We start from the raw sequence: 17,527 nt of genomic DNA, 5'->3' as shown, positions 1-17,527 counted from the left end.
AGATTTCAGCCTGTGGGAGGCATCGGCCGCATGCCCCCTGCACCGGCAGCGCACCCACCCGGCATCGGCGACAGGAGACACACACCTCATGGGAATCATCAGCTGGATCGTCCTGGGTCTGCTGGCCGGCGCGATAGCCAAGGTGCTGCTCCCGGGACGCGATCCGGGCGGACTGATCGGCACCACTCTCACCGGTATCGCCGGCGCATTCGTCGGCGGGTGGCTGTCCGCGACATTCCTCGACCGGCCCGTGGCCCACGCATTCTTCGACGCCGCCACCTGGGGAGCGGCCATCGCGGGCTCGCTCGTGCTGCTCGTCCTCTACCGCCTCCTGTTCGGCAACTCGCGCCGCTGACCACCCCGTCAGGGCATGCGGGCAGGTGGACCGGGCAGGCCGAGCGCAGGAGAGGCGTCACCCTCACCTCCCCCTCCAGATACAGACGCAGGAGAGACATCACATGAGCATTGACCTCACCAAGGGCCAGCGGATCAGTCTGGACAAGACCGGCGGGGGCGCGCTCAGCACCGTGCGGATGGGGCTGGGATGGCAGGCCGCGCCCCGCAAGGGGTTCCTCGCCCGGCTGACCGCCCGCGAGATCGACCTGGACGCCTCGGCCGTGCTCTTCGCCGGACAGGAGCCCGTGGACGTGGTCTTCTTCCAGCACCTGGTCAGCGACGACGGATCCATCCGGCACACCGGCGACAATGTCGTCGGCGGCGCCGGGCAGGGCGGTGACGACGAGTCGATCGTGGTCGACCTGCCGCGTGTGCCGGCGCACGTCGACCAGATCGTCTTCACCGTCAACTCCTTCACCGGGCAGACTTTCGCCCAGGTGCAGAACGCCTTCTGCCGGCTGGTGGACGAGAGCAACGGCCAGGAACTGGCGCGCTACACCCTCACCGGCGGCGGCGACGCCACCGCCCAGATCATGGCCAAGCTGCACCGCTCCGGCGACGGCTGGCAGATGGCGGCCATCGGCGCCGCGGCGACCGGCCGCACCTTCAAGGACCTGGTCCCGCTCATCGTCACGCACCTGTAGCCGCCGCCCCGTACCGGCCGACCGGGCCTCAGGAGAGCGCCAGTTCCCCAACGCGCTGTTGCCCGCTCGTCTCGCCCGTCGGCCGGAAACCGAGCCCCGGGTAGAAGCCCTCCGGGCCGTCCTCGCCCGGGTGCCAGGTGGTCGTCAGACGGGTTCCGCCACGGCGGCGGATCTCGTCGGCCACCGACGCGTCGGCGAAACGGCCGTATCCGCGGCCTTGTTCACCGGCTGCGATATTGAGGCGCCAGAGGCCGGAGCGCAGATCGGGGGCGGTGCCGCCGCCGGCCGGGCCGCCGCCGACGTCGATGTCGAAGAAACCCATGAGGAAGCCCACGGCGCGGTCGCCGTCGAGGAGCAGCCGCGGCCAGGACACATCCGGGTGCACATATGCCTCGGCCGGCGACTTCACGACCGGAGCGACCAGATGCTCCTGGTCGCCCCGCACCTTCAGACCGATCGCCGCGTCGAAGTTGTCGGAGGTGATCCGTGCCAAGCGCAGGGCGGTCGTCGTACGGGAGGGCCGGGAGGGTGTCATTGCCGTGCCTCACTCACTCCGGGCGGTCTCGCCCAGTCGTACCGGCAGTGCGTACAGATCGTTCTGGGTGACCACCGGCTTGTTGCGCAGTTCGGAGGGGGCCACCGCCAACCGCAGGCCGGGGAACCGCCCGTACAGCGCGGGCAGGGCGACGCCCGCCTCCAGCCGGGAGAGCGCGGCACCCGGGCAGACGTGCGGGCCGTGCCCGAAGGCCAGGTGGCGGTTGGGGGAGCGGGTGAGGTCGAAGGCGCCGGCGGTCGGGCCGTGCGCCTCCTCGTCGCGGCCGATCGCCGCGTGCGAGACGATCAGTGCGTCGCCCTGGGCGAGCACCTTGTCGCCGACGGGTATGTCCTCGGTCGCGAACCGGATCAGGACGTGCGAGGTGGGGGTGGACCAGCGCAGCGTCTCCTCGACGACCGCGTCCCAGCCGGCCTTCCCCTCCTGGACCAGGGCGAGTTGACCGGGGTGTGCGGAGAGATTGACGACCGCGTTGACGATCAGGGAGATCGTCGTTTCGTGCCCGGCGGCGATCATCAGCTGGAGGGTGTTGACGATCTCCTCGTCGGTGAGCCGGTCACCGTCCTCGGAGGCCAGGATCAGCGCGCTGGTGAGATCGTCGCCGGGGGCGGCACGCCGGGCCTCGACCACCTGGCGCATCATCCCGCCCAGCTCCATGAGGGTCGCGCCGACCTCTTCCGGTGGCGTCTGGGTGGAGAAGAACTTCTCGAAGAGGACCTTCAGCCGGGGATGGTCGGCCGCGTCGATCCCCATCAGCTCGCTGACCACGTACATCGGCAGCGGGTAGGCGAACTCCGCCTTGAGGTCGACGACTTCGTCCGGCGTGTGCGCGGCGAGGGCGTCCAGCAGGCCGACTGTCAGCTCCCCGACGCGCTCCCGCAGCATTTCCACCCGGCGCGGGGTCAGCGCCTGCGCGACCAGGGCGCGCAGCCGGCGGTGGTCCTCGCCGTCCACCGTGAGCATCGAGCGGCCGGGGTTGGCGAGCCCGATCAGCGGCCAGTCCTCGGGAATCTCGCCGCGCTGCCACGCGCTCCATACGGTGATGTCCTTCACCAGCCGCCGGTCGGTGAGCAGTTGACGGGCCTCGGCGTGCCGGGTGACGGCCAGGACCGGGACGCCGCCCGGCAGCTCCACCTCGGCGAGTGGGCCCGCGGCACGCAGCCGGGCGCTCTCGCCGTCGAGATCGCCGACGAAGGGGTCGAGCACGATGCGTCCGGAGCGGGTGGTGGTCATCGCGGGGTGTCTCCCAGGGCCGGGGTCGGGGTGAAGCGCACGGGCAGTTCCGCCAGCCCGCGCAGCCAGGGGGAGGGGCGGCTGGTGACGGCCGTTGCGGGCACCGCCAGGTCGATGTCGGGGACCCGGTCGAGCACCACCTCGATGCCTGTCCGGGCGATGACCTCGGCAATCTCCTGCGCCGGGAACGGACAGCGGTGTTCGCCGTGACCGAACGAGAAGAAGGCGTTGTTGCCGCCGGTGAAGGAGGCGCTGTCGGTCCGCACCTGCGGATCGGAGTTGGCGGCGGCGAGACCGAGCAGCAGCAGGTCGCCGGCCTTGATCTGCCGGTCGCCGAGCCGGGTGTCGCGCGCCGCCCAGCGGCCGGCCACGTTCTGCGTGGGGGTGTCCTCCCACAGCACCTCGTTCATCGCCTCGGCGACGCTGTGCCGGCCGCCGAACAGCGAGGCGGCGAACCGGCTGTCGGTGAGCATCAGCCGCAGCGAGTTGCCGATCCAGTCGGCCGTCGGCTGATGGCCCGCGGCCATCATCACCATCAGGTCCTGGACGATCTCCTCATCGGTGAACCCCGAGGGGTCGGCGAGCATCCGGGACGCCACGTCGGGGCCGGGCGCTGTGTGCTTGGTCACCAGGAGGCGCTGCATCGACCGCAGGAGGTGCTGCTGTCCGGCCAGTGCCCGCTCCCGGCCGTCGATCATGTCGTTGAGGGCCGTGACGAGCCCGGGGCCGTCCTCGTCGGCGAAACCGTACAGCCGGGCCAGCACGCGCACCGGAAGCAGCGTCGCGTAGTCGGCGATGAGGTCCGAGGTGCCCTTGTCGCAGAAGGTGTCGATCAGTTCGTCGGCGAACCGCTCGGCGTGTGCGCGGAGTTCGGCCGGGTCGACGGCGCCCAGAGCGCCGCTGATCATCGCGGCGCGCTGCCGGTGGCGTTCGCCGACGGTGTAGAGGATGGACGGCTGCTTGCGGCCGATCATCGGCAGCAGGGGCCAGTCGGCGGGTATCCGCTCCCACTGGTTCCACAGCTCGGAGTCCCGGCTGAACAGCTCAGGGTCGCCGGTGACCTGGTGCAGTTCGCGGTAGCCGAGCACCAGCCAGGCCGGTACGTCACCGTCGAGCAGCACCGGCGCGACCGAGCCGTGCTCGCGCCGTATCTCCCGGTACAGCTCGGCCGGTTCGGTCTGGAAGCGGGGGCCCGACAGGGGAACGGGGGCGGGGGCGGCTGTGCTGGTCACCGGTCGGTCTCCTGGAGGGCGTACAGGGCTTTCAGATGCTGCACGAGCGCGATCAGCACGCTCTTGCTGGACTCCCGGGAGCGCGCGTCGCAGACCACCAGCGGCACCGCCGGTTCGAGGTCGAGGGCCTCCCGCAGCTGCTGTTCGGTGTGCGCGGGGCCGCCGAAGTCGTTGCAGGCGACGATGAAGGGGGTGCCGTGCGCTTCGAGGCGGTCGATGGCGTACCAGGAGTCGGCGATCCGCCGGGCGTCGACGAGAACGACCGCGCCCAGGGTGCCGGAGAACAGCCGGTCCCACAGGAACCAGAAGCGCTCCTGGCCGGGCGCGCCGAACAGATAGAGCACATTGTGTGCGTCCAGCGAGATCCGCCCGAAGTCGAAGGCGACGGTGGTGGAGGTCTTGCCGTCGACCTCCGCGAGGTCGTCGACGCCTTCCCCGGCGCGGGTCATCGTCTCCTCGGTGCTGAGCGGCCGGATCTCGCTCACCGAACGCACCAGGGTCGTCTTGCCGACGCCGAAGCCGCCCACGATGACGATCTTGAGGCCGTTGTCGGACGTGGCCCGCAGCTCCGTGCGGGCCGCCGGCTGGTCAGAGGTTACGGAGGCCAACGAGCACCTGCTCCAGGAGGTCGAGGTCGGGAAGGCGGTGGGCCGCGTCGGCGGCGCGCGGGTGGCGGGCGCTGATCCGGCCCGCATCCAGCAGGTCACTGAGCAGGATGCGCACGATGCTCACCGGAAGCCCCAGCTCGGCGGCGATCTCCACCACTGCCATGGGCCGTTCGCACATCCGCAGGATCGCGGCGTGCTCGGACTGCATACCGGGCACCGGGGCGGACTCGGTGACCACGAGCGTCACCAGGTCGAACGCGTCGGATCCGGGCCGGCTGCGCCCTCCGGTGAGGGTGTACAGCCGGTCCGGTACGTCATCCCTGCCGGGCCGGCTCATGAACCGCCGGTCGGACGCGGCTCGGCACGCAGATACGCGCCGAGCTGCTCCACGAGTTCGCTGACGTTGTGCCCGACGAGCCCGGTGTCCGCGTCCTCGTCCGCGACCACGGCCAGATGCGCGCCCTCGCCGGCCTCCACGATGAACAGGATGCCGCCGTAGAACTCCGTCATGGCGGAGCGGACGCCGCCGGTGCCGTCCCCGAACTCGATGGACGCGCCGTGCGACAGCGACTGGATGCCGGCCGCTATCGCGGCGAGCTGGTCGGCCTGGTCGACCGACATCTCCGGTGTGCGGCACAGCTTCAGCCCGTCGCGGGAGAGCACGAGCGCATGCCGGGCGCCGGGCGTGCGCACGAGCAGCTTCTGCAGCAGCCAGTCCAGGTCCTGGTCCGCCGAGGCGGCGGCGGTGGGTCCGTTCGGGGTCATCGGGGGGTGTCGCCTTCCGGGTGCGGGGGAGCGGCCGGGGCCCGGCCGGTGGTCGTCGGGGTCGGGGCATCTGAGGCGTCGGGTGCGTCAGGTGCGTCGGTGGGGTCCGGGCGGCCGGACTCCTCGCGGGTGGGGAGGTCTTCCCCGGTCGCCGGTCCGGCCTCGGTGGGCGGGGTGCGTACGGCCTGCCGGAACGTGCCGAAGCGGGCGACCCGCGCCTTGACGTCGTCCGGGGCGGACGCGGGAGTGGGGGGACGGGGGGCGTCGCGGCGGGTGCCCTCCGCGGCGGCCAGGGTCTGCCCCCGCTTGCGGCGTGGCAGACCTCCGGGCCCTGCACCGTCGGGGGCCGCCGACCCGGCGCCGGGTGCGGGCTCCGGTGCGGGCGCAGGCCGCGGAGTGGCGACGGGTTCCGGGGCGGGCGCCGGCTCGCGGCGCGGCGCGGTGGCCTTCGCGGAGGGGCCCGGGGCGACCGCGGAGCCCCGGCCGGCCGGGGCTGCGGACGGTGTCGCCGCGGACCGGCTGAGCAGGTCCTGCGGGATGAGCACCAGCACCCCCGTCCCGCCGCGTGCCGAGGGCCGGTACGAAACCGTCAGCCCGTGCTTGCGCGCCAGCCGTCCCACCACGGCAAGCCCCAGCCGGGATCCGGAGAGCCCGACGAGGCCCTTCGCCTCGCCGCTCACGGCGCGCTCGGCGCGGCGCAGCTGCTCCTCGCCCATGACCAGCCCGCCGTCCTCGACGGAGACGATGACGCCGGCCGGCACCTCCTCCACGTAGGTGTGCACTTCGGCCGTCGGCGGTGAGAAGTTCGCGGCGTTGTCGAGGAGTTCGGCGAGTGCGTGCATCACGCCCTCGGCGGCGTGCCCCGCGATGGCGGCATCGCTCGTGGAGTGCACGCGGATGCGCTGATACCCGCCGATACGGCCCATCGCGCCCCGCAGGATGGATTCCATCGCGATCGGCCGGGCCCAACGGCGGCCCGAACGCGCGCCGGTGAGGACGGCGATGGAGTCGGCGAGCCGGCCCGCCTGGGCGGTCCGGTGATCCAGGTGGAGCAGGTCGCCGAGGACGCTCTCGTCGGCGTGCCGCTCCTCCATCTCCCGCAGGTCGGCGAGGATCCCGGTGGACACGGCCTGCATCCTGCCCGCCGCGTTTGCGCAGGCGGCGAGAGCGGCCGCGCGGTCGGCCGTGGCGGTCCTGGCCTCCTCGACGAGCCGCGCGTGCTCGTCGTCGAGCTTGGCGCGCTCGGCGGTGAGTTCCTCGGCGTGACGCGCTTGCTCGGCGCTGAGCTCCACGGCGGAGCGGTGGCGTTCCGCGGTGAGTTCCCCGGCCAGCCGGTCGCGGTCGTGGAGCAGCTGCCCGGCTTCCCGCCCGGCGGTCTCCAGCTGCCGGGCCTGCTGCCGGGCGGTCCGCGCGGTATGTGCCGCGGCGGCAACGGCGGCACACAGCAGGAGTACGGCGGCCCCGGCACACCAGCCGATCGCGGCACGTGCCGACGGTGGCGCGAGGGCCGCGGACACCGTCACGGCCACCCCGCCGAGCAGCCCCGTCGCCAGCGTCGCCAGGAGCGTGGGACGCAGTGGCGGGCGTTCCGTGCCGGGGTGTGCGAGGGGAGGTGGCGCTGGTGGCGCGGTCATCAATGGAATCCTCGTAGTGCTCGTGACCTGGGCTTTTCGGCGGCGCCGTGGAACGAAATGACACGCGCTGATCAACTCATGGCTACTATAGGTGAGTTAGTGATCGATTTGTGAACGATGCCTTCAGGGCCTTGAGATCAGGGTCCGACGACGCGCCGTCAGCCGCTCCCGTCACCGTCTCGGTCATGTTCCGGCCCGGTCACCGGCTTCACCGAACGTCCGGCGGTAGGCGCCCGGGGTCGTGCCGAGGGCGGCCCGGAAGTGGCGCCGGAGATTCACCGCGGAGGCCAGCCCGACCCGTGTGGCGATCGCTTCCACCGGCAGGGCGGTCTGTTCGAGCAGCACCCGCGCCGCGTCCAGACGTCGGCCGAGGAGCCACTGCCCGGGGCTGGTGCCGAGCTGTTCGGCGAACCGCCGGGCCAGGGTGCGGCTCGACACCCCGGCACGGCCGGCCAACTGAGCGAGGTCCAGAGGGGTTTCGAGGCGGGCGGCGGCCCACTCCAGCAGCGGCGCCAGCGATTCGTCCGTCCGCGCGGGCGCGGGCCGCATGGCGTACTGCAGCTGACTGCCCTCCCGGTGGGGCGGCAGCACCATGCTCCGGGCGACCTGGGCGGCATACGCCGCGCCATGGTCGGTACGCACCAGATGCAGACACAGATCGATGCCCGCCCCGGAACCGGCACTGGTCGCCACATCACCGTGGTCCACGTACAGCACGTCCTGATCCACCTGGACGTCGGGGAAGGTGCTGGCGAGCAGGCCGGTACGGCGCCAGTGGGTGGTGGCGCGGCGGCCGTCGAGGAGTCCGGCCCGCGCGAGGACGAAGGCCCCCGTGCAGATGGCGACGATCCGCGCCGACCGCCGGTGCGCGGCCCGCAGCGCCTCCACCACTCCAGGCGACACCGGAGTCCCCGGCGGCTGCCACCCCGGGACGATCACCGTGTCCGCCGCTTCCAGCGCGTCGAGCCCCGCGTCGACGAGCGTCGGCGGGCCGACGGTCGCGGGCAGCGGGCCGGGACGTTCCGCGCACACCCCGAAGTCGTAGTGGACCGGCAGTCCGGGCCGGACGGTCCCGAAGACCTCCGCGGCACAGGCGAGTTCGAAAGGGGACTGCGGTGGATTGAGCAGGGCCACCACCCGATGCCGCGTCATGGCAGGAATATACCTACAGATGTCTTTCCGGACTCTGGGACCGGACCCCTCTCTGATCGACAGTGATCACATGACGTCCACCGCCGCACCTGACGGCCCCGCCACCACCACCGATCCCGCCCACGCGGCCCTGGGCGCCACCGGATCGTCCGCCCCGCTGAAGACCGTCGTCCAGGTCGAGGACGTCGAAGCCGTCGAGGTCGCCGCCGGCATTCTGCGCCGCAGGCTGCAGCGGACCGGCCACGCGCGGGGCTGGATCGTCGACTTCGCCCCGGGGGCCCGGTGGCCGGACGTCGACGTGCACGCCACCGAGGAGCGCTACTACGTGCTGAGCGGCGAGGTGATCGAGGGCGAGGAGCGCCACGGGCCCGGCACGTACGTGGTGTTCGCGCCCGGCAGCCGGCACCGGCCCCGCAGCGAGAAGGGCGCGACGATGCTCGGGATCACCGTGCTGAACGGCTCTGCCTCCGCCCCGGACACGGAGAACGGCACAACCGCGGCACCGCCCGCTACAGACCGTTGAGGCCCGCCTGACGTGTGATCGGGATCGGCGCCTTCCAGGGCGGTCGCGTCGTGGATCGGGCGCGGCCGCCGCGGTCCGGGCGATGCCGGCGCACCTTGTCCATCAACTGGCGGCTGCGCAGCGCCATTTCGATCTCGAACCGGGCCCGGGGGTCACGCAGCCGGGCACCGAAGAGCTTCTCGATCTGACGCATCCGGTACCGCACCGTCTGCGGGTGGATGCTGAGCGCCTTGGCGACCTCCGGGGCACCGCCGCCGCCCAGCCACGCCAGCAGGGTGGCCTCCAGGCGTGCACAGCGCTCCGGCGTGAGACCGGCGAGCGGGCGAAGCCGGCGGGCGACCAGCACACGTGCCAGCGACTCGTCCTGGAGCAGGACGAGAAGCGACAGATGGTCGTCCACGAACACCGGCCCCGGCACGGGCCCCTCGGACGACGCCGCCATGTCCAGCAGCCGGAAGGCCCAGCGGACCGAGGCGGGCGTGTCCTGCGGCGGGACGGCGTGCCCGACCGTGGCGGAGCGGCAGCGCAGGACCCCGGTGAGCTTGGCCCGGTCGTCGGCAACCGGGCCGGGCACCAGCAGGCACGCCTGCTGCCCCGGTGGGCTGACCAGACAGTCACCGAGTGCGGACGCCACCAGCCGGATATCGGCGGCGGACCTCAGGGCGACGGCCCGCACGGTGTCGGGCAGTGGCCAGTTGGCGCGCCGGCTCAGCTCGCGCAGCGCCGCGGCGGGCACCTCGGAGCGGCTGGTGAGAGCGTCGAACAACGCCCGGCGGGCCTGCTCCGGATCCGCTCGGCGAACAGATTCCGCTTTGGGCCCCGATGCCTGTGTTGCCGGGGTTGGCAGTTGCGAATCGCTGTCGCAGGACGTCAGCAGTGGCCTGCGCTGGGCCGGAGCCGGCGCCCCGCAGGCCAGGGCGCCGCGCAGCACCTCCTCCAGCAGCCGGGTGACCTGCTCGCGGCCGGCGTGCTCGACGAAGGCCTCGAAGCCGGGGTTGCGGTGGGACATCGTCTCGGTGACGAGTTCGGCCAGCGTCGGACGCAGTCGGCATTCGGCCTGCTCATCGTCGCTCTGCGGTAACCGGATGCTGTTGACGGGGTCGCTCACAGTTGCCTCATTCGTAGGGGGTGCCTGGTCCCTGGATCGACCGGAAACGCGGTGTGTACCGCCGGCTGTGTCGCTGCCGGAGGCGAGATCGCGCTTCCGCGGCGGGCAACCACCTGACCGGTCGGCCCGGCTGACTGACCGGAGACCGACTGGATGAGAGGTGAGGAAGTGGTGAGTGAGATGAGGGGACGAGGTGGATGCGGGCCGACGATCAGTTTGCTCCCGGATTTTCTATCGCACCAGGCAACTGTATTCGGCAGCTGAAAGAGAACCTTCAGTTTGCGGACGAGTCTGCGTGAGTTGCGGCGCCGTGCGAACGTTCCTGACACCGGAAATTGCTTTGTGACGCCGGACCGCCCGGCCCCGCCGCCCCTGCCGGACCCGGCCCGCACAACGGAAAGCTCCCCATGGCAGCGCGCGCGATGGCGTGCTGCGCATGGGGAGCCCGGGTCGGGCACCTGCCCGACATTCCGCGGCCCGACGGCCCTGCGGTCCTGCGTTCAGGACTGCGGGCGCCGACCGTGGTTGGCCGCGTTCTTACGACGTGCCTTCTTCTTACGGCGTCGCTTCGATGACATGAGGTCTCCTCTCGCAGTGGTGGTTTTCGACGGTATCCACCCTTTCACACCGATGTCCCCACCGGCGATCACGGGTCCGGTTACCCAGCCGACGGCGAGTAACCCCTCCCGTGACTCAGCTCACCGGAGGCCACGCGGCACCGAAGACCGTCACCGGCTCACCCCGTCCCCGGGGAAGGCGTCCAACAGCCGGGTCGGCGCAGCCTGCTTCCAGGAGTCCACGAGGATGTCCCGGAGCTCGCGCTCGTCCTCCAGGGCGGCGAGCCGCACCCGTACCCAGGAGGAGCTCGCCTCGTGCGGCGGCACCCAGAATTTCTCCGGCTCCGCCGCGATCAGCTCCTGCCGCTCCAGTCGGGGACACCGCACGGCGAACGACGTCTCGTCGTCGGGAACCGTGATGTACATCTTCCCGGCCACCCGGAAGGTCGGCATGCCCCAGGCCTGCTTCTCCACCGTCTCCGGCAGGGAGAGCGCGATACGGCGGACATCATCGGAATCGTTCATGGACTCACGGTAAGAGCAGGAGGGAGGGAGGGGGCCGCGGTGCGACACCTCGGAGACCGACGCGGCCCGGAGGCCCCCGGCCGCCCGTCTGAGGAGAACCACCTGTCCCCGGCCTCCCCGTCTGAGCACCACTACTCAGGCGCGCACACCGCTCGCCATGAAGAATGAGGGCACCAGCCACCGGATCCGAAGGACCACCCACGTGCTCAGCACCCTCGCCGCCGCCGTTGTGCCGAGATTCGGCCCCCTGACCGTCACCACGGACGCGGACGTCGAGCTGGCCCCGGGCAGCATCATCGCGGCCAATCACACCTCGCTCGTGGACCCGGCGATCGTCTTCGCCGCGCTGCGGAGCCTCGGAGTGACGCCCGTCGTCATGGCCACGGCCGGGCTGTGGCGGATCCCCGTACTCGGCCGCTACCTCGAACGGGAGGGCCACGTCCCGGTCCACCGCCACACGATCCGCGCGGCCGAAGCACTGGAGGGAGCCGCCGCGGCGCTCGCCGCGGGCCGGCTCGTGCTCATCTACGGCGAGGGCGGCCTGCCGCCCCGCAAGGACGCCTCCGAAGCCGGGCCCGGCCCCTTCCGCCGTGGCCTGGCCCGGCTCGCGAGCACGACCGGCGCCCCCGTCATCCCGCTCGGCCACGCCGGGGCCCGCCGCATCAGTTCCGGTGGCCGCACCAAGCAGCTCGCCGGACTGCTCACCGCGGGGGTACGCCGCCCCGGCGCCCATGTGCACGTGGGGACGCCCTTCCGGCTGTCGGACGACGCCGCCGCGGCGACGGCGCGCGCCCACCAGGCCGTCACCGCGGCGTGGAAGACCGCGGCCGAACGCCTCGGGCTCCCTTCCGCACCGGCCCCGCTCAGAAGAACGCAAGCCTGACGCCCAGGGCGGCGAACGCGCCCGCGCAGACACGGCGCATCCAACGCACCACCCCTGGGCGGGAGATGAGCGGCCTCCGCGCGGCCGACGCACACTGCGCGTAGCCGACGGAGTCGAGGAAGGTGATCAGCGTGAGGTACGCGCTGAGCTCGGCCATCCGCAGATACGCGGAGGGCGCACGGGTGTTGACGAACTGCGGCAGGAAGCGAAGACGAAGAGGGTCAGCTCCGGATTGAGGATGTTCATGAGGACCCCGGATGCGATCACCCGCCGGAACGAGCGGGGGTGCTGTCCGCCTCCGGGGCGAGCGCGCTCGTGTCGCGGAACGTGCTCCGGGCCACGTACAGCAGGCAGGCCACCCCCAGTTGCTCGCTCCCGCCGTCCTGGTGCCCCGAACAGGTCCATTGAGGATCGCGTCCACCGGTCCGAACGGGCCGCCGTGAGCCGCCGTGGCCCGGCCGGGTCTCACCAGCGCATCGCCGTGAAGTCGATCGGCTGCGGTTGCATGTGCCGGGCGCGCGCCGTCAGCCCGCGCATCCGCTGCGCCATCTCCGTCGCGGGCAGCCGCTTGCGGTCGCCGTGCCCCGGCAGCAGCCACTCGAAGCGCAGCCGCTCTGCCGTACGGACCAGTGAAGCGGCGAGTTCATGGATGGAGTACCAGGTGACGTTCTCCGCCACCTCGATGTCGCCGGTCGTACGTGACCAGTAGAAACTGTCGCCGCTGAAGCAGTACCGCTCGTCCGCGACGTAGAGGACGCTCCCTTCGGTGTGCCCCGGCAGCGGGTGGGCGATCATGCCCTCGCCGATCTCGACGGGCTCCGTGCCGCGCAGCACGCGGTCGGCGTCCGGAGCGGCGTCGAGGTCGCCCTCATGGATCCACAGCCGGGCACCGAAGTGGTCGGCGTAGCGCCGGCCGTGTGCCGCGTGGTCCCGGTGGGTGAGCAGGACATCGGTCAGCGGCCCGAGGGCTGCGTACCTTTCGGCCAGCGCGGAGCTCCACCGTGGCGTGTCCACCATCATCACGCTCCCCGAAGGGCGCCGGACCAGGTAGGAGTTGGCCGCCGCGGTGTGCGGAGCGTTGTGCCCGCACAGATGGACGGTCTCGTCCAGAGCGAGGGGGAAGGGGTCCAGCGCCGGGTCCAGGCGCTGGGAGGTGTGGCGGATGGAGCGGGTGTGGCAGGCGAACGCGGCGGTGTGTAACTGCCGCGACTCCGCTGCGGTGCGCGGCTGGCGGATCACTTCGGCACGCCCACCGACCTCGGCGATCAGGCCGGGTGCGAGCTGTCTGGCGACATCGCAGTTCGTGCAGCGGTCGTCCACGTACCAGCCGGGCCCGGCGGTCTCCGCGGTATCGGCGTCGGTAGCGGCATCGGCGGGGGCATCGGCGGGGGCGGCAGCATCCGTATCGGTCTCGGGGCGTGCGTGGTCCACGGATCTCCTCGATTCGGGTGGGGGCGCGGAACCGGTCCGCTGCGTCTAGAGGTACCCCGATGGCGGCCGGAGGCGGAAGGGGGGACAGCCCTTGTTTCTGCGGGCGGCCACGCCTCTCAGGGGTGGAGGGGCCGCAGGTCATGTACATGCCAGCCATGCTCGATCTCCGACACCTTCTGAACTCAAAGGTTCGGTCGGGTGAGGCCACCAGAACCTGCCAACGGCGCCGACTCCGGGAATGAACTACCCCAAATACACAGCGAATTGATGGCTCGTCGGGTCCATGCAAAGAGACCATGGACCGAAGTCTTGACGCGCTGTTCACACACGGTGAACATACGTCGTGCAAGAGAGCGCTCCCTTGAACTTCATTCGTTCACTTCCTGAATCAGGAGAGCTTCCATGCCCAGACCCCCCACCAACGGCACGGCCGCGTCCGCTCCGGGTCCTTCGCGCCGCAGGATCCTCGCGGCGATGGCCGCCGCGCTCCCCGTGGCCAGCCTGCCGGTCCTCTCCTCGCCGGCCTCCGCGGCGCCCGCCGGCGCGGCGCTGCCCGGCGGAGGCGACCTCGGCCCCAATGTCGTGGTCTTCGACCCGTCGACACCCAACATCCAGGGCAGACTCGACGAGATCTTCAAGCAGCAGGAGACGGCTCAATTCGGCACCGGCAGATACGCGTTGCTGTTCAAGCCGGGCACCTACAACGGACTGAACGCCCAACTTGGCTTCTACACCTCGATCGCCGGCCTCGGCCTGTCACCCGATGACACGGCCATCAACGGTGATGTGACCGTCGACGCGGGCTGGTTCAACGGCAACGCGACGCAGAACTTCTGGCGTTCGGCGGAGAATCTGGCGCTCACCCCGGTCAGCGGCACCAACCGGTGGGCGGTCGCGCAGGCAGCGCCCTTCCGGCGGATGCACGTCAAGGGCGGCCTGAACCTCGCGCCGGACGGCTACGGCTGGGCCAGCGGCGGATATATCGCCGACAGCCGCATCGACGGCGCTGTGGCGCCGTACTCGCAGCAGCAGTGGTACACCCGCGACAGTTCGGTCGGCGGCTGGAACAACGCCGTGTGGAACATGGTCTTCTCGGGTGTCGAGGGCGCCCCGGCGCAGACCTTCCCGGACCCGCCGTACACCACCCTGGACACCACCCCGGTCTCCCGCGAGAAGCCGTTCCTCTATCTGGACGGCGCCGACTACAAGGTCTTCGTCCCCGAGAAGCGCACCCACGCCCGCGGCACCACCTGGGGCAGCGGCACACCGCGCGGCGAGTCGCTGCCGCTCGACCGGTTCTACGTCGCCAAGCCCGGGGCCGACGCGGCCACTCTCAATGCCGCCCTCGACCAGGGGCTCCATCTGCTGCTGACGCCGGGGATCTACCACGTCGACCGGCCCGTCGAGGTGAAGCGCGCGAACACCGTGGTCCTCGGGCTCGGTTACGCCACCCTCATACCGGACGGCGGCGCCACCGCGCTGAAGGTCGCCGACGTCGACGGCGTCCGGCTCGCCGGATTCCTGATCGACGCAGGTCCGGTCAACTCCGGCACGCTGCTGGAGGTCGGCCCCGAGGGCGCGTCCCAGGGGCACGCCGGCAACCCGACGACGGTCCAGGACGTGTTCATCCGGATCGGGGGCGCCGGGCCCGGCAAGGCGACGACCAGCATGGTGATCAACAGCAACGACACGATCATCGACCACACCTGGGTGTGGCGCGCCGACCACGGCGACGGCGTCGGCTGGGACACGAACCGCGCCGATTACGGCGTCCGCGTCAACGGCGACGGGGTGCTCGCCACCGGCCTGTTCGTCGAGCACTTCAACAAGTACGACGTGCAGTGGTACGGCCAGGGAGGTCGAACGATCTTCTTCCAGAACGAGAAGGCCTATGACGCGCCGAACCAGGCCGCCATCCAGAACGGCGACACCAAGGGGTTCGCTGCCTACTACATCGCCGACACCGTGACCAGCCACGAAGGATGGGGCCTGGGCAGCTACTGCTTCTACAACGTCGATCCCACCATCGTCCAGGGCCACGGCTTCAAGGCGCCGGACGCCCAGGGCGTGAAGCTCCACGACCTGCTCGTCGTCTCGCTCGGCGGCAAGGGGCAGTACGAGCACGTCATCAACGGCATCGGCGCTCCCACCTCGGGCACCACGACGGTGCCGTCCACGGTGGTCTCGTACCCCTGACACGATGACGCGTGGAGATGTGACGCAGGTCACATGATGTGGTGTCATGCATCGCCGGGGTGGTCTCCGTGTACGGAGTGAAGGGCTCGCAAGGGGCCCTGGCACTACGGGGAAAGGACATCACATGCGTAACAGGCGAATCATTGCCGGTGGCTTCGCTGTCGCCGCGCTGACGGTGATGGGGCTGGGCGCGACCCAGGCCGCCGCCACAGGAGTCGAGGCCGTCGCGCCTTCGGCCTCCACCGCGCAGCACCAGCTGAAGCCGATGGACGGTCCTCCTGGAACGGTGTGGACGGGGAAGAAGTTCTGGACGCTGAGCGGTTGCCAGGAAGCCGGCACGGATCTGGTGAGCAGCGGCAAGTGGGCGGACCCGTTCTGTGACGGGTCGGGTCTCAAGTACGACCTGTGGGCACGGCCCCTGTAGATCCACCTCGGCCACCGGAGGAATCCGGTAGCGGTCCCGAGGCGACCATCGGCCCGTTCCTGCGCGCTGTCCGCGGCGGCGCACAGGAGCGGGCCGTTCGCTGTCGCTTTACCAGGCGGCGGGCGCGTAGTCCTTCAGGAAGCAGCCGTGCAGGTCCTCGCCGAGTTCGCCGCGCACGATCGGGTCGTAGACCCGGGCCGCGCCGTCGACCAGGTCGAGCGGGGCGTGAAAACCCTCTTCGGCCAGTCGCATCTTGTCGGGGTGGGGGCGTTCGTCGGTGATCCAGCCGGTGTCGACGGCGGTCATGAGGATGCCGTCGGCGTCCAGCATCTCCTGGGAGCTGGTGCGGGTGAGCATGTTCAGCGCGGCCTTCGCCATGTTGGTGTGCGGATGGCCGGCGCCCTTGTAGCCGCGGCTGAACTGTCCCTCCATCGCGGACACGTTCACCACGTACTTCCGGCGGGCCGTAGCCGCCGCCATCGCCGGGCGCAGCCTGCTCACCAGCAGGAACGGAGCGGTCATATTGCACAGCTGGACTTCCAGCAGCTCGACCGGGTCGACCTCGTCCACCGTCTGGATCCAGCTGTTCGTCGCGTGCAGGTCCGGTACGAGACCGCCGGCGTCGATCGCGGTACCGGCCTCGATCCGGGCCGGAGACGCCGAGCCGCTGGTCAGCGCGAGCGCGGTGAGGCTCTCGGCGGACAGCGCGCCCACCCCGGCCGCGGAGGCGGCGGGCAGGGCCGCCGGGGCGCCGCTGCCGAAGTGGCCGATGACCTCGGACGCGGGCAGCTCGCCGGCCGGCAGCGGCGCGGACTCCGCCGAGATCAGTGCGCCGTACGCCTCGGGGGAGCGGCGGACGGTCTGGGCGGCGTTGTTGATCAGGATGTCGAGCGGGCCCTCGGCGCTCACCGAATCCGCGAGCGCGATGACCTGAGCCGGGTCCCGCAGGTCGATGCCGACGACCTTCAGCCGGTGCAGCCACTCCGCACTGTCCGGCATCGCCTTGAAGCGGCGGACCGCGTCGTTGGGGAAGCGGGTGGTGATGGTGGTGTGAGCACCGTCACGCAGCAGCCGCAGCGCGATGTACATGCCGATCTTCGCCCGGCCGCCGGTCAGCAGCGCGCGCCGCCCGGTGAGGTCGGTGCGGGCGTCGCGGCGGTAGTGGTTCTCCTTGGCGCAGGGCCGGCAGAGCTGGTGGTAGAACGCGTCGACCTCGACGTAACGGGACTTGCAGATGTAGCAGGACCGGGGCCGCTCCAGGATCCCGGCGATCTCCGTGGTCACCGAGCTGGCCAGGGCCAGGCCCAGCGTCTCGTCGTCGATCCGGTCGGCGGCTCCGGTGGCCGTCGCCTCGGTCACCGCCTTGTCGTTCGCGGTCTTGGCGGCCCGGCGCTCCTGGCGGCGGCGCTGCTTGACCGTACGGTAAATCCCCGCGGTGGCCCGGCGTATGGTGATCGCGTCGGGGTGGTCGAGCGGCAGCGCGTCGAGTTCCTCCAGCACGCTGAGGCAGACCGCCATCCGCTCCACGTCGATTCCCGCGCCATCGGCCCGGCCGTTCTCGGTCACCGTCATCGCCGCTGCCGCTTTCCTGGGATTGTCTGTTCTATTCACGCTCCGGCGGAACTTTACGTAGGCGCGGGCGACTCTGCCAAACCCGCAGGAA

General features: G+C 71.2%; 19 protein-coding genes. 6 read left to right on the top strand and 13 right to left on the bottom strand.

The features are described from left to right. The first annotated feature begins 88 nt into the window (after positions 1-88). Both ACIRQ7_RS08085 and ACIRQ7_RS08080 read left to right on the top strand, forming a co-directional pair. On the top strand, positions 89-355 hold the full coding sequence (locus tag ACIRQ7_RS08085; protein ID WP_401468599.1) for a GlsB/YeaQ/YmgE family stress response membrane protein: 267 nt from the start codon (positions 89-91) through the stop codon (positions 353-355). A 103-nt stretch (positions 356-458) separates the two neighbouring features. Continuing rightward, positions 459-1,040: a TerD family protein gene (locus ACIRQ7_RS08080; RefSeq protein ID WP_404260856.1), complete on the top strand. Its 582-nt coding sequence runs from the start codon at positions 459-461 to the stop codon at positions 1,038-1,040. Positions 1,041-1,068: 28 nt separating this feature from the next. Here ACIRQ7_RS08080 and ACIRQ7_RS08075 read toward each other — a convergent pair whose 3' ends face one another. From ACIRQ7_RS08075 to ACIRQ7_RS08040, 8 genes are all read right to left on the bottom strand, one after another. Next, entirely contained in the window at positions 1,069-1,575 is a 507-nt protein-coding gene (locus ACIRQ7_RS08075) for a GNAT family N-acetyltransferase (protein WP_404260854.1), read from the bottom strand. Positions 1,576-1,584: 9 nt separating this feature from the next. Then, positions 1,585-2,826 (bottom strand): cytochrome P450, encoded by a 1,242-nt coding sequence (locus tag ACIRQ7_RS08070; RefSeq protein ID WP_404260852.1) that lies wholly within the window; start codon positions 2,824-2,826, stop codon positions 1,585-1,587. After that, positions 2,823-4,058, bottom strand: a complete 1,236-nt coding sequence (locus ACIRQ7_RS08065; protein WP_404260850.1) for a cytochrome P450 — start codon at positions 4,056-4,058, stop codon at positions 2,823-2,825. Before ACIRQ7_RS08065 ends, ACIRQ7_RS08070 begins: the two co-directional genes overlap by 4 nt. Further along, positions 4,055-4,666: a GTP-binding protein gene (locus ACIRQ7_RS08060; RefSeq protein ID WP_404260848.1), complete on the bottom strand. Its 612-nt coding sequence runs from the start codon at positions 4,664-4,666 to the stop codon at positions 4,055-4,057. The genes ACIRQ7_RS08065 and ACIRQ7_RS08060 overlap by 4 nt, the downstream gene beginning before the upstream one ends. After that, complete coding sequence (locus ACIRQ7_RS08055) at positions 4,647-5,003, bottom strand: DUF742 domain-containing protein (RefSeq protein ID WP_404260846.1); 357 nt, start codon at positions 5,001-5,003, stop codon at positions 4,647-4,649. Before ACIRQ7_RS08055 ends, ACIRQ7_RS08060 begins: the two co-directional genes overlap by 20 nt. Continuing rightward, positions 5,000-5,431 carry a roadblock/LC7 domain-containing protein gene (locus ACIRQ7_RS08050; RefSeq protein WP_401468619.1) on the bottom strand — a complete coding sequence of 144 codons (432 nt, stop codon included), beginning with the start codon at positions 5,429-5,431 and terminating at the stop codon, positions 5,000-5,002. The genes ACIRQ7_RS08055 and ACIRQ7_RS08050 overlap by 4 nt, the downstream gene beginning before the upstream one ends. Continuing rightward, positions 5,428-7,065 (bottom strand): ATP-binding protein, encoded by a 1,638-nt coding sequence (locus tag ACIRQ7_RS08045; RefSeq protein ID WP_404260844.1) that lies wholly within the window; start codon positions 7,063-7,065, stop codon positions 5,428-5,430. The genes ACIRQ7_RS08050 and ACIRQ7_RS08045 overlap by 4 nt, the downstream gene beginning before the upstream one ends. A gap of 183 nt (positions 7,066-7,248) precedes the next feature. Next, a complete protein-coding gene (locus ACIRQ7_RS08040) occupies positions 7,249-8,217 on the bottom strand; it encodes a helix-turn-helix domain-containing protein (RefSeq protein ID WP_404260842.1) in 969 nt (322 codons plus the stop codon). 70 nt (positions 8,218-8,287) lie between these two features. Between ACIRQ7_RS08040 and ACIRQ7_RS08035 the strand changes: the two genes are divergently transcribed. Further along, positions 8,288-8,740: a cupin domain-containing protein gene (locus tag ACIRQ7_RS08035; RefSeq protein ID WP_404260840.1), complete on the top strand. Its 453-nt coding sequence runs from the start codon at positions 8,288-8,290 to the stop codon at positions 8,738-8,740. On the opposite strand, the gene ACIRQ7_RS08030 is transcribed toward ACIRQ7_RS08035, so the two are convergent. Together ACIRQ7_RS08030 and ACIRQ7_RS08025 are read right to left on the bottom strand one after the other, a co-directional pair. Continuing rightward, entirely contained in the window at positions 8,727-9,848 is a 1,122-nt protein-coding gene (locus tag ACIRQ7_RS08030) for a PucR family transcriptional regulator (RefSeq protein ID WP_404260838.1), read from the bottom strand. The two genes, ACIRQ7_RS08035 and ACIRQ7_RS08030, sit on opposite strands and share 14 nt — an antisense overlap. Positions 9,849-10,576: 728 nt before the next feature. Next, positions 10,577-10,930: an MmcQ/YjbR family DNA-binding protein gene (locus ACIRQ7_RS08025; protein WP_404260837.1), complete on the bottom strand. Its 354-nt coding sequence runs from the start codon at positions 10,928-10,930 to the stop codon at positions 10,577-10,579. A 202-nt stretch (positions 10,931-11,132) separates the two neighbouring features. Here ACIRQ7_RS08025 and ACIRQ7_RS08020 point away from each other — a divergent pair, with 202 nt between their 5' ends. Continuing rightward, positions 11,133-11,813, top strand: coding sequence for a lysophospholipid acyltransferase family protein (locus ACIRQ7_RS08020; protein ID WP_404261343.1), 681 nt, complete (start codon positions 11,133-11,135; stop codon positions 11,811-11,813). Here ACIRQ7_RS08020 and ACIRQ7_RS08015 read toward each other — a convergent pair. Then, entirely contained in the window at positions 11,794-11,970 is a 177-nt protein-coding gene (locus ACIRQ7_RS08015; RefSeq protein ID WP_404260835.1) for a hypothetical protein, read from the bottom strand. The genes ACIRQ7_RS08020 and ACIRQ7_RS08015 overlap by 20 nt on opposite strands. 308 nt (positions 11,971-12,278) lie before the next feature. After that, complete coding sequence (locus ACIRQ7_RS08010; RefSeq protein WP_404261342.1) at positions 12,279-13,133, bottom strand: MBL fold metallo-hydrolase; 855 nt, start codon at positions 13,131-13,133, stop codon at positions 12,279-12,281. 513 nt (positions 13,134-13,646) lie between these two features. Here ACIRQ7_RS08010 and ACIRQ7_RS08005 point away from each other — a divergent pair. Together ACIRQ7_RS08005 and ACIRQ7_RS08000 are read left to right on the top strand one after the other, a co-directional pair. Further along, positions 13,647-15,440, top strand: a complete 1,794-nt coding sequence (locus ACIRQ7_RS08005; protein WP_404260833.1) for a coagulation factor 5/8 type domain-containing protein — start codon at positions 13,647-13,649, stop codon at positions 15,438-15,440. 124 nt (positions 15,441-15,564) lie between these two features. Continuing rightward, positions 15,565-15,864, top strand: coding sequence for a hypothetical protein (locus ACIRQ7_RS08000; RefSeq protein WP_404260832.1), 300 nt, complete (start codon positions 15,565-15,567; stop codon positions 15,862-15,864). 108 nt (positions 15,865-15,972) lie between these two features. Here ACIRQ7_RS08000 and ACIRQ7_RS07995 read toward each other — a convergent pair whose 3' ends face one another. Then, the gene (locus tag ACIRQ7_RS07995; protein ID WP_404260830.1) at positions 15,973-17,436 is read right to left on the bottom strand and encodes an SDR family NAD(P)-dependent oxidoreductase; all 1,464 of its coding nucleotides are present in this window, start codon (positions 17,434-17,436) and stop codon (positions 15,973-15,975) included. Positions 17,437-17,527 lie beyond the last annotated feature (91 nt).

It is taken from the genome of Streptomyces sp. NPDC101393 (genome assembly GCF_044767385.1).
Lineage (GTDB): Bacteria > Actinomycetota > Actinomycetes > Streptomycetales > Streptomycetaceae > Streptomyces.
The sequence above is the reverse complement of the archived record's forward strand: the minus strand, read 5'-3'. Positions and strand labels throughout refer to the sequence as shown.

Coding starts and splice junctions, on each gene's coding strand:
- ACIRQ7_RS08085 (WP_401468599.1), top strand. CDS start 89: ATGGGAATCATCAGCTGGATCGTCCTGGGTCTGCTGGCCGGCGCGATA.
- ACIRQ7_RS08080 (WP_404260856.1), top strand. CDS start 459: ATGAGCATTGACCTCACCAAGGGCCAGCGGATCAGTCTGGACAAGACC.
- ACIRQ7_RS08075 (WP_404260854.1), bottom strand. CDS start 1,575: ATGACACCCTCCCGGCCCTCCCGTACGACGACCGCCCTGCGCTTGGCA.
- ACIRQ7_RS08070 (WP_404260852.1), bottom strand. CDS start 2,826: ATGACCACCACCCGCTCCGGACGCATCGTGCTCGACCCCTTCGTCGGC.
- ACIRQ7_RS08055 (WP_404260846.1), bottom strand. CDS start 5,003: ATGAGCCGGCCCGGCAGGGATGACGTACCGGACCGGCTGTACACCCTC.
- ACIRQ7_RS08050 (WP_401468619.1), bottom strand. CDS start 5,431: ATGACCCCGAACGGACCCACCGCCGCCGCCTCGGCGGACCAGGACCTG.
- ACIRQ7_RS08045 (WP_404260844.1), bottom strand. CDS start 7,065: ATGACCGCGCCACCAGCGCCACCTCCCCTCGCACACCCCGGCACGGAA.
- ACIRQ7_RS08040 (WP_404260842.1), bottom strand. CDS start 8,217: ATGACGCGGCATCGGGTGGTGGCCCTGCTCAATCCACCGCAGTCCCCT.
- ACIRQ7_RS08035 (WP_404260840.1), top strand. CDS start 8,288: ATGACGTCCACCGCCGCACCTGACGGCCCCGCCACCACCACCGATCCC.
- ACIRQ7_RS08025 (WP_404260837.1), bottom strand. CDS start 10,930: ATGAACGATTCCGATGATGTCCGCCGTATCGCGCTCTCCCTGCCGGAG.
- ACIRQ7_RS08015 (WP_404260835.1), bottom strand. CDS start 11,970: ATGGCCGAGCTCAGCGCGTACCTCACGCTGATCACCTTCCTCGACTCC.
- ACIRQ7_RS08005 (WP_404260833.1), top strand. CDS start 13,647: ATGCCCAGACCCCCCACCAACGGCACGGCCGCGTCCGCTCCGGGTCCT.
- ACIRQ7_RS08000 (WP_404260832.1), top strand. CDS start 15,565: ATGCGTAACAGGCGAATCATTGCCGGTGGCTTCGCTGTCGCCGCGCTG.
- ACIRQ7_RS07995 (WP_404260830.1), bottom strand. CDS start 17,436: ATGACGGTGACCGAGAACGGCCGGGCCGATGGCGCGGGAATCGACGTG.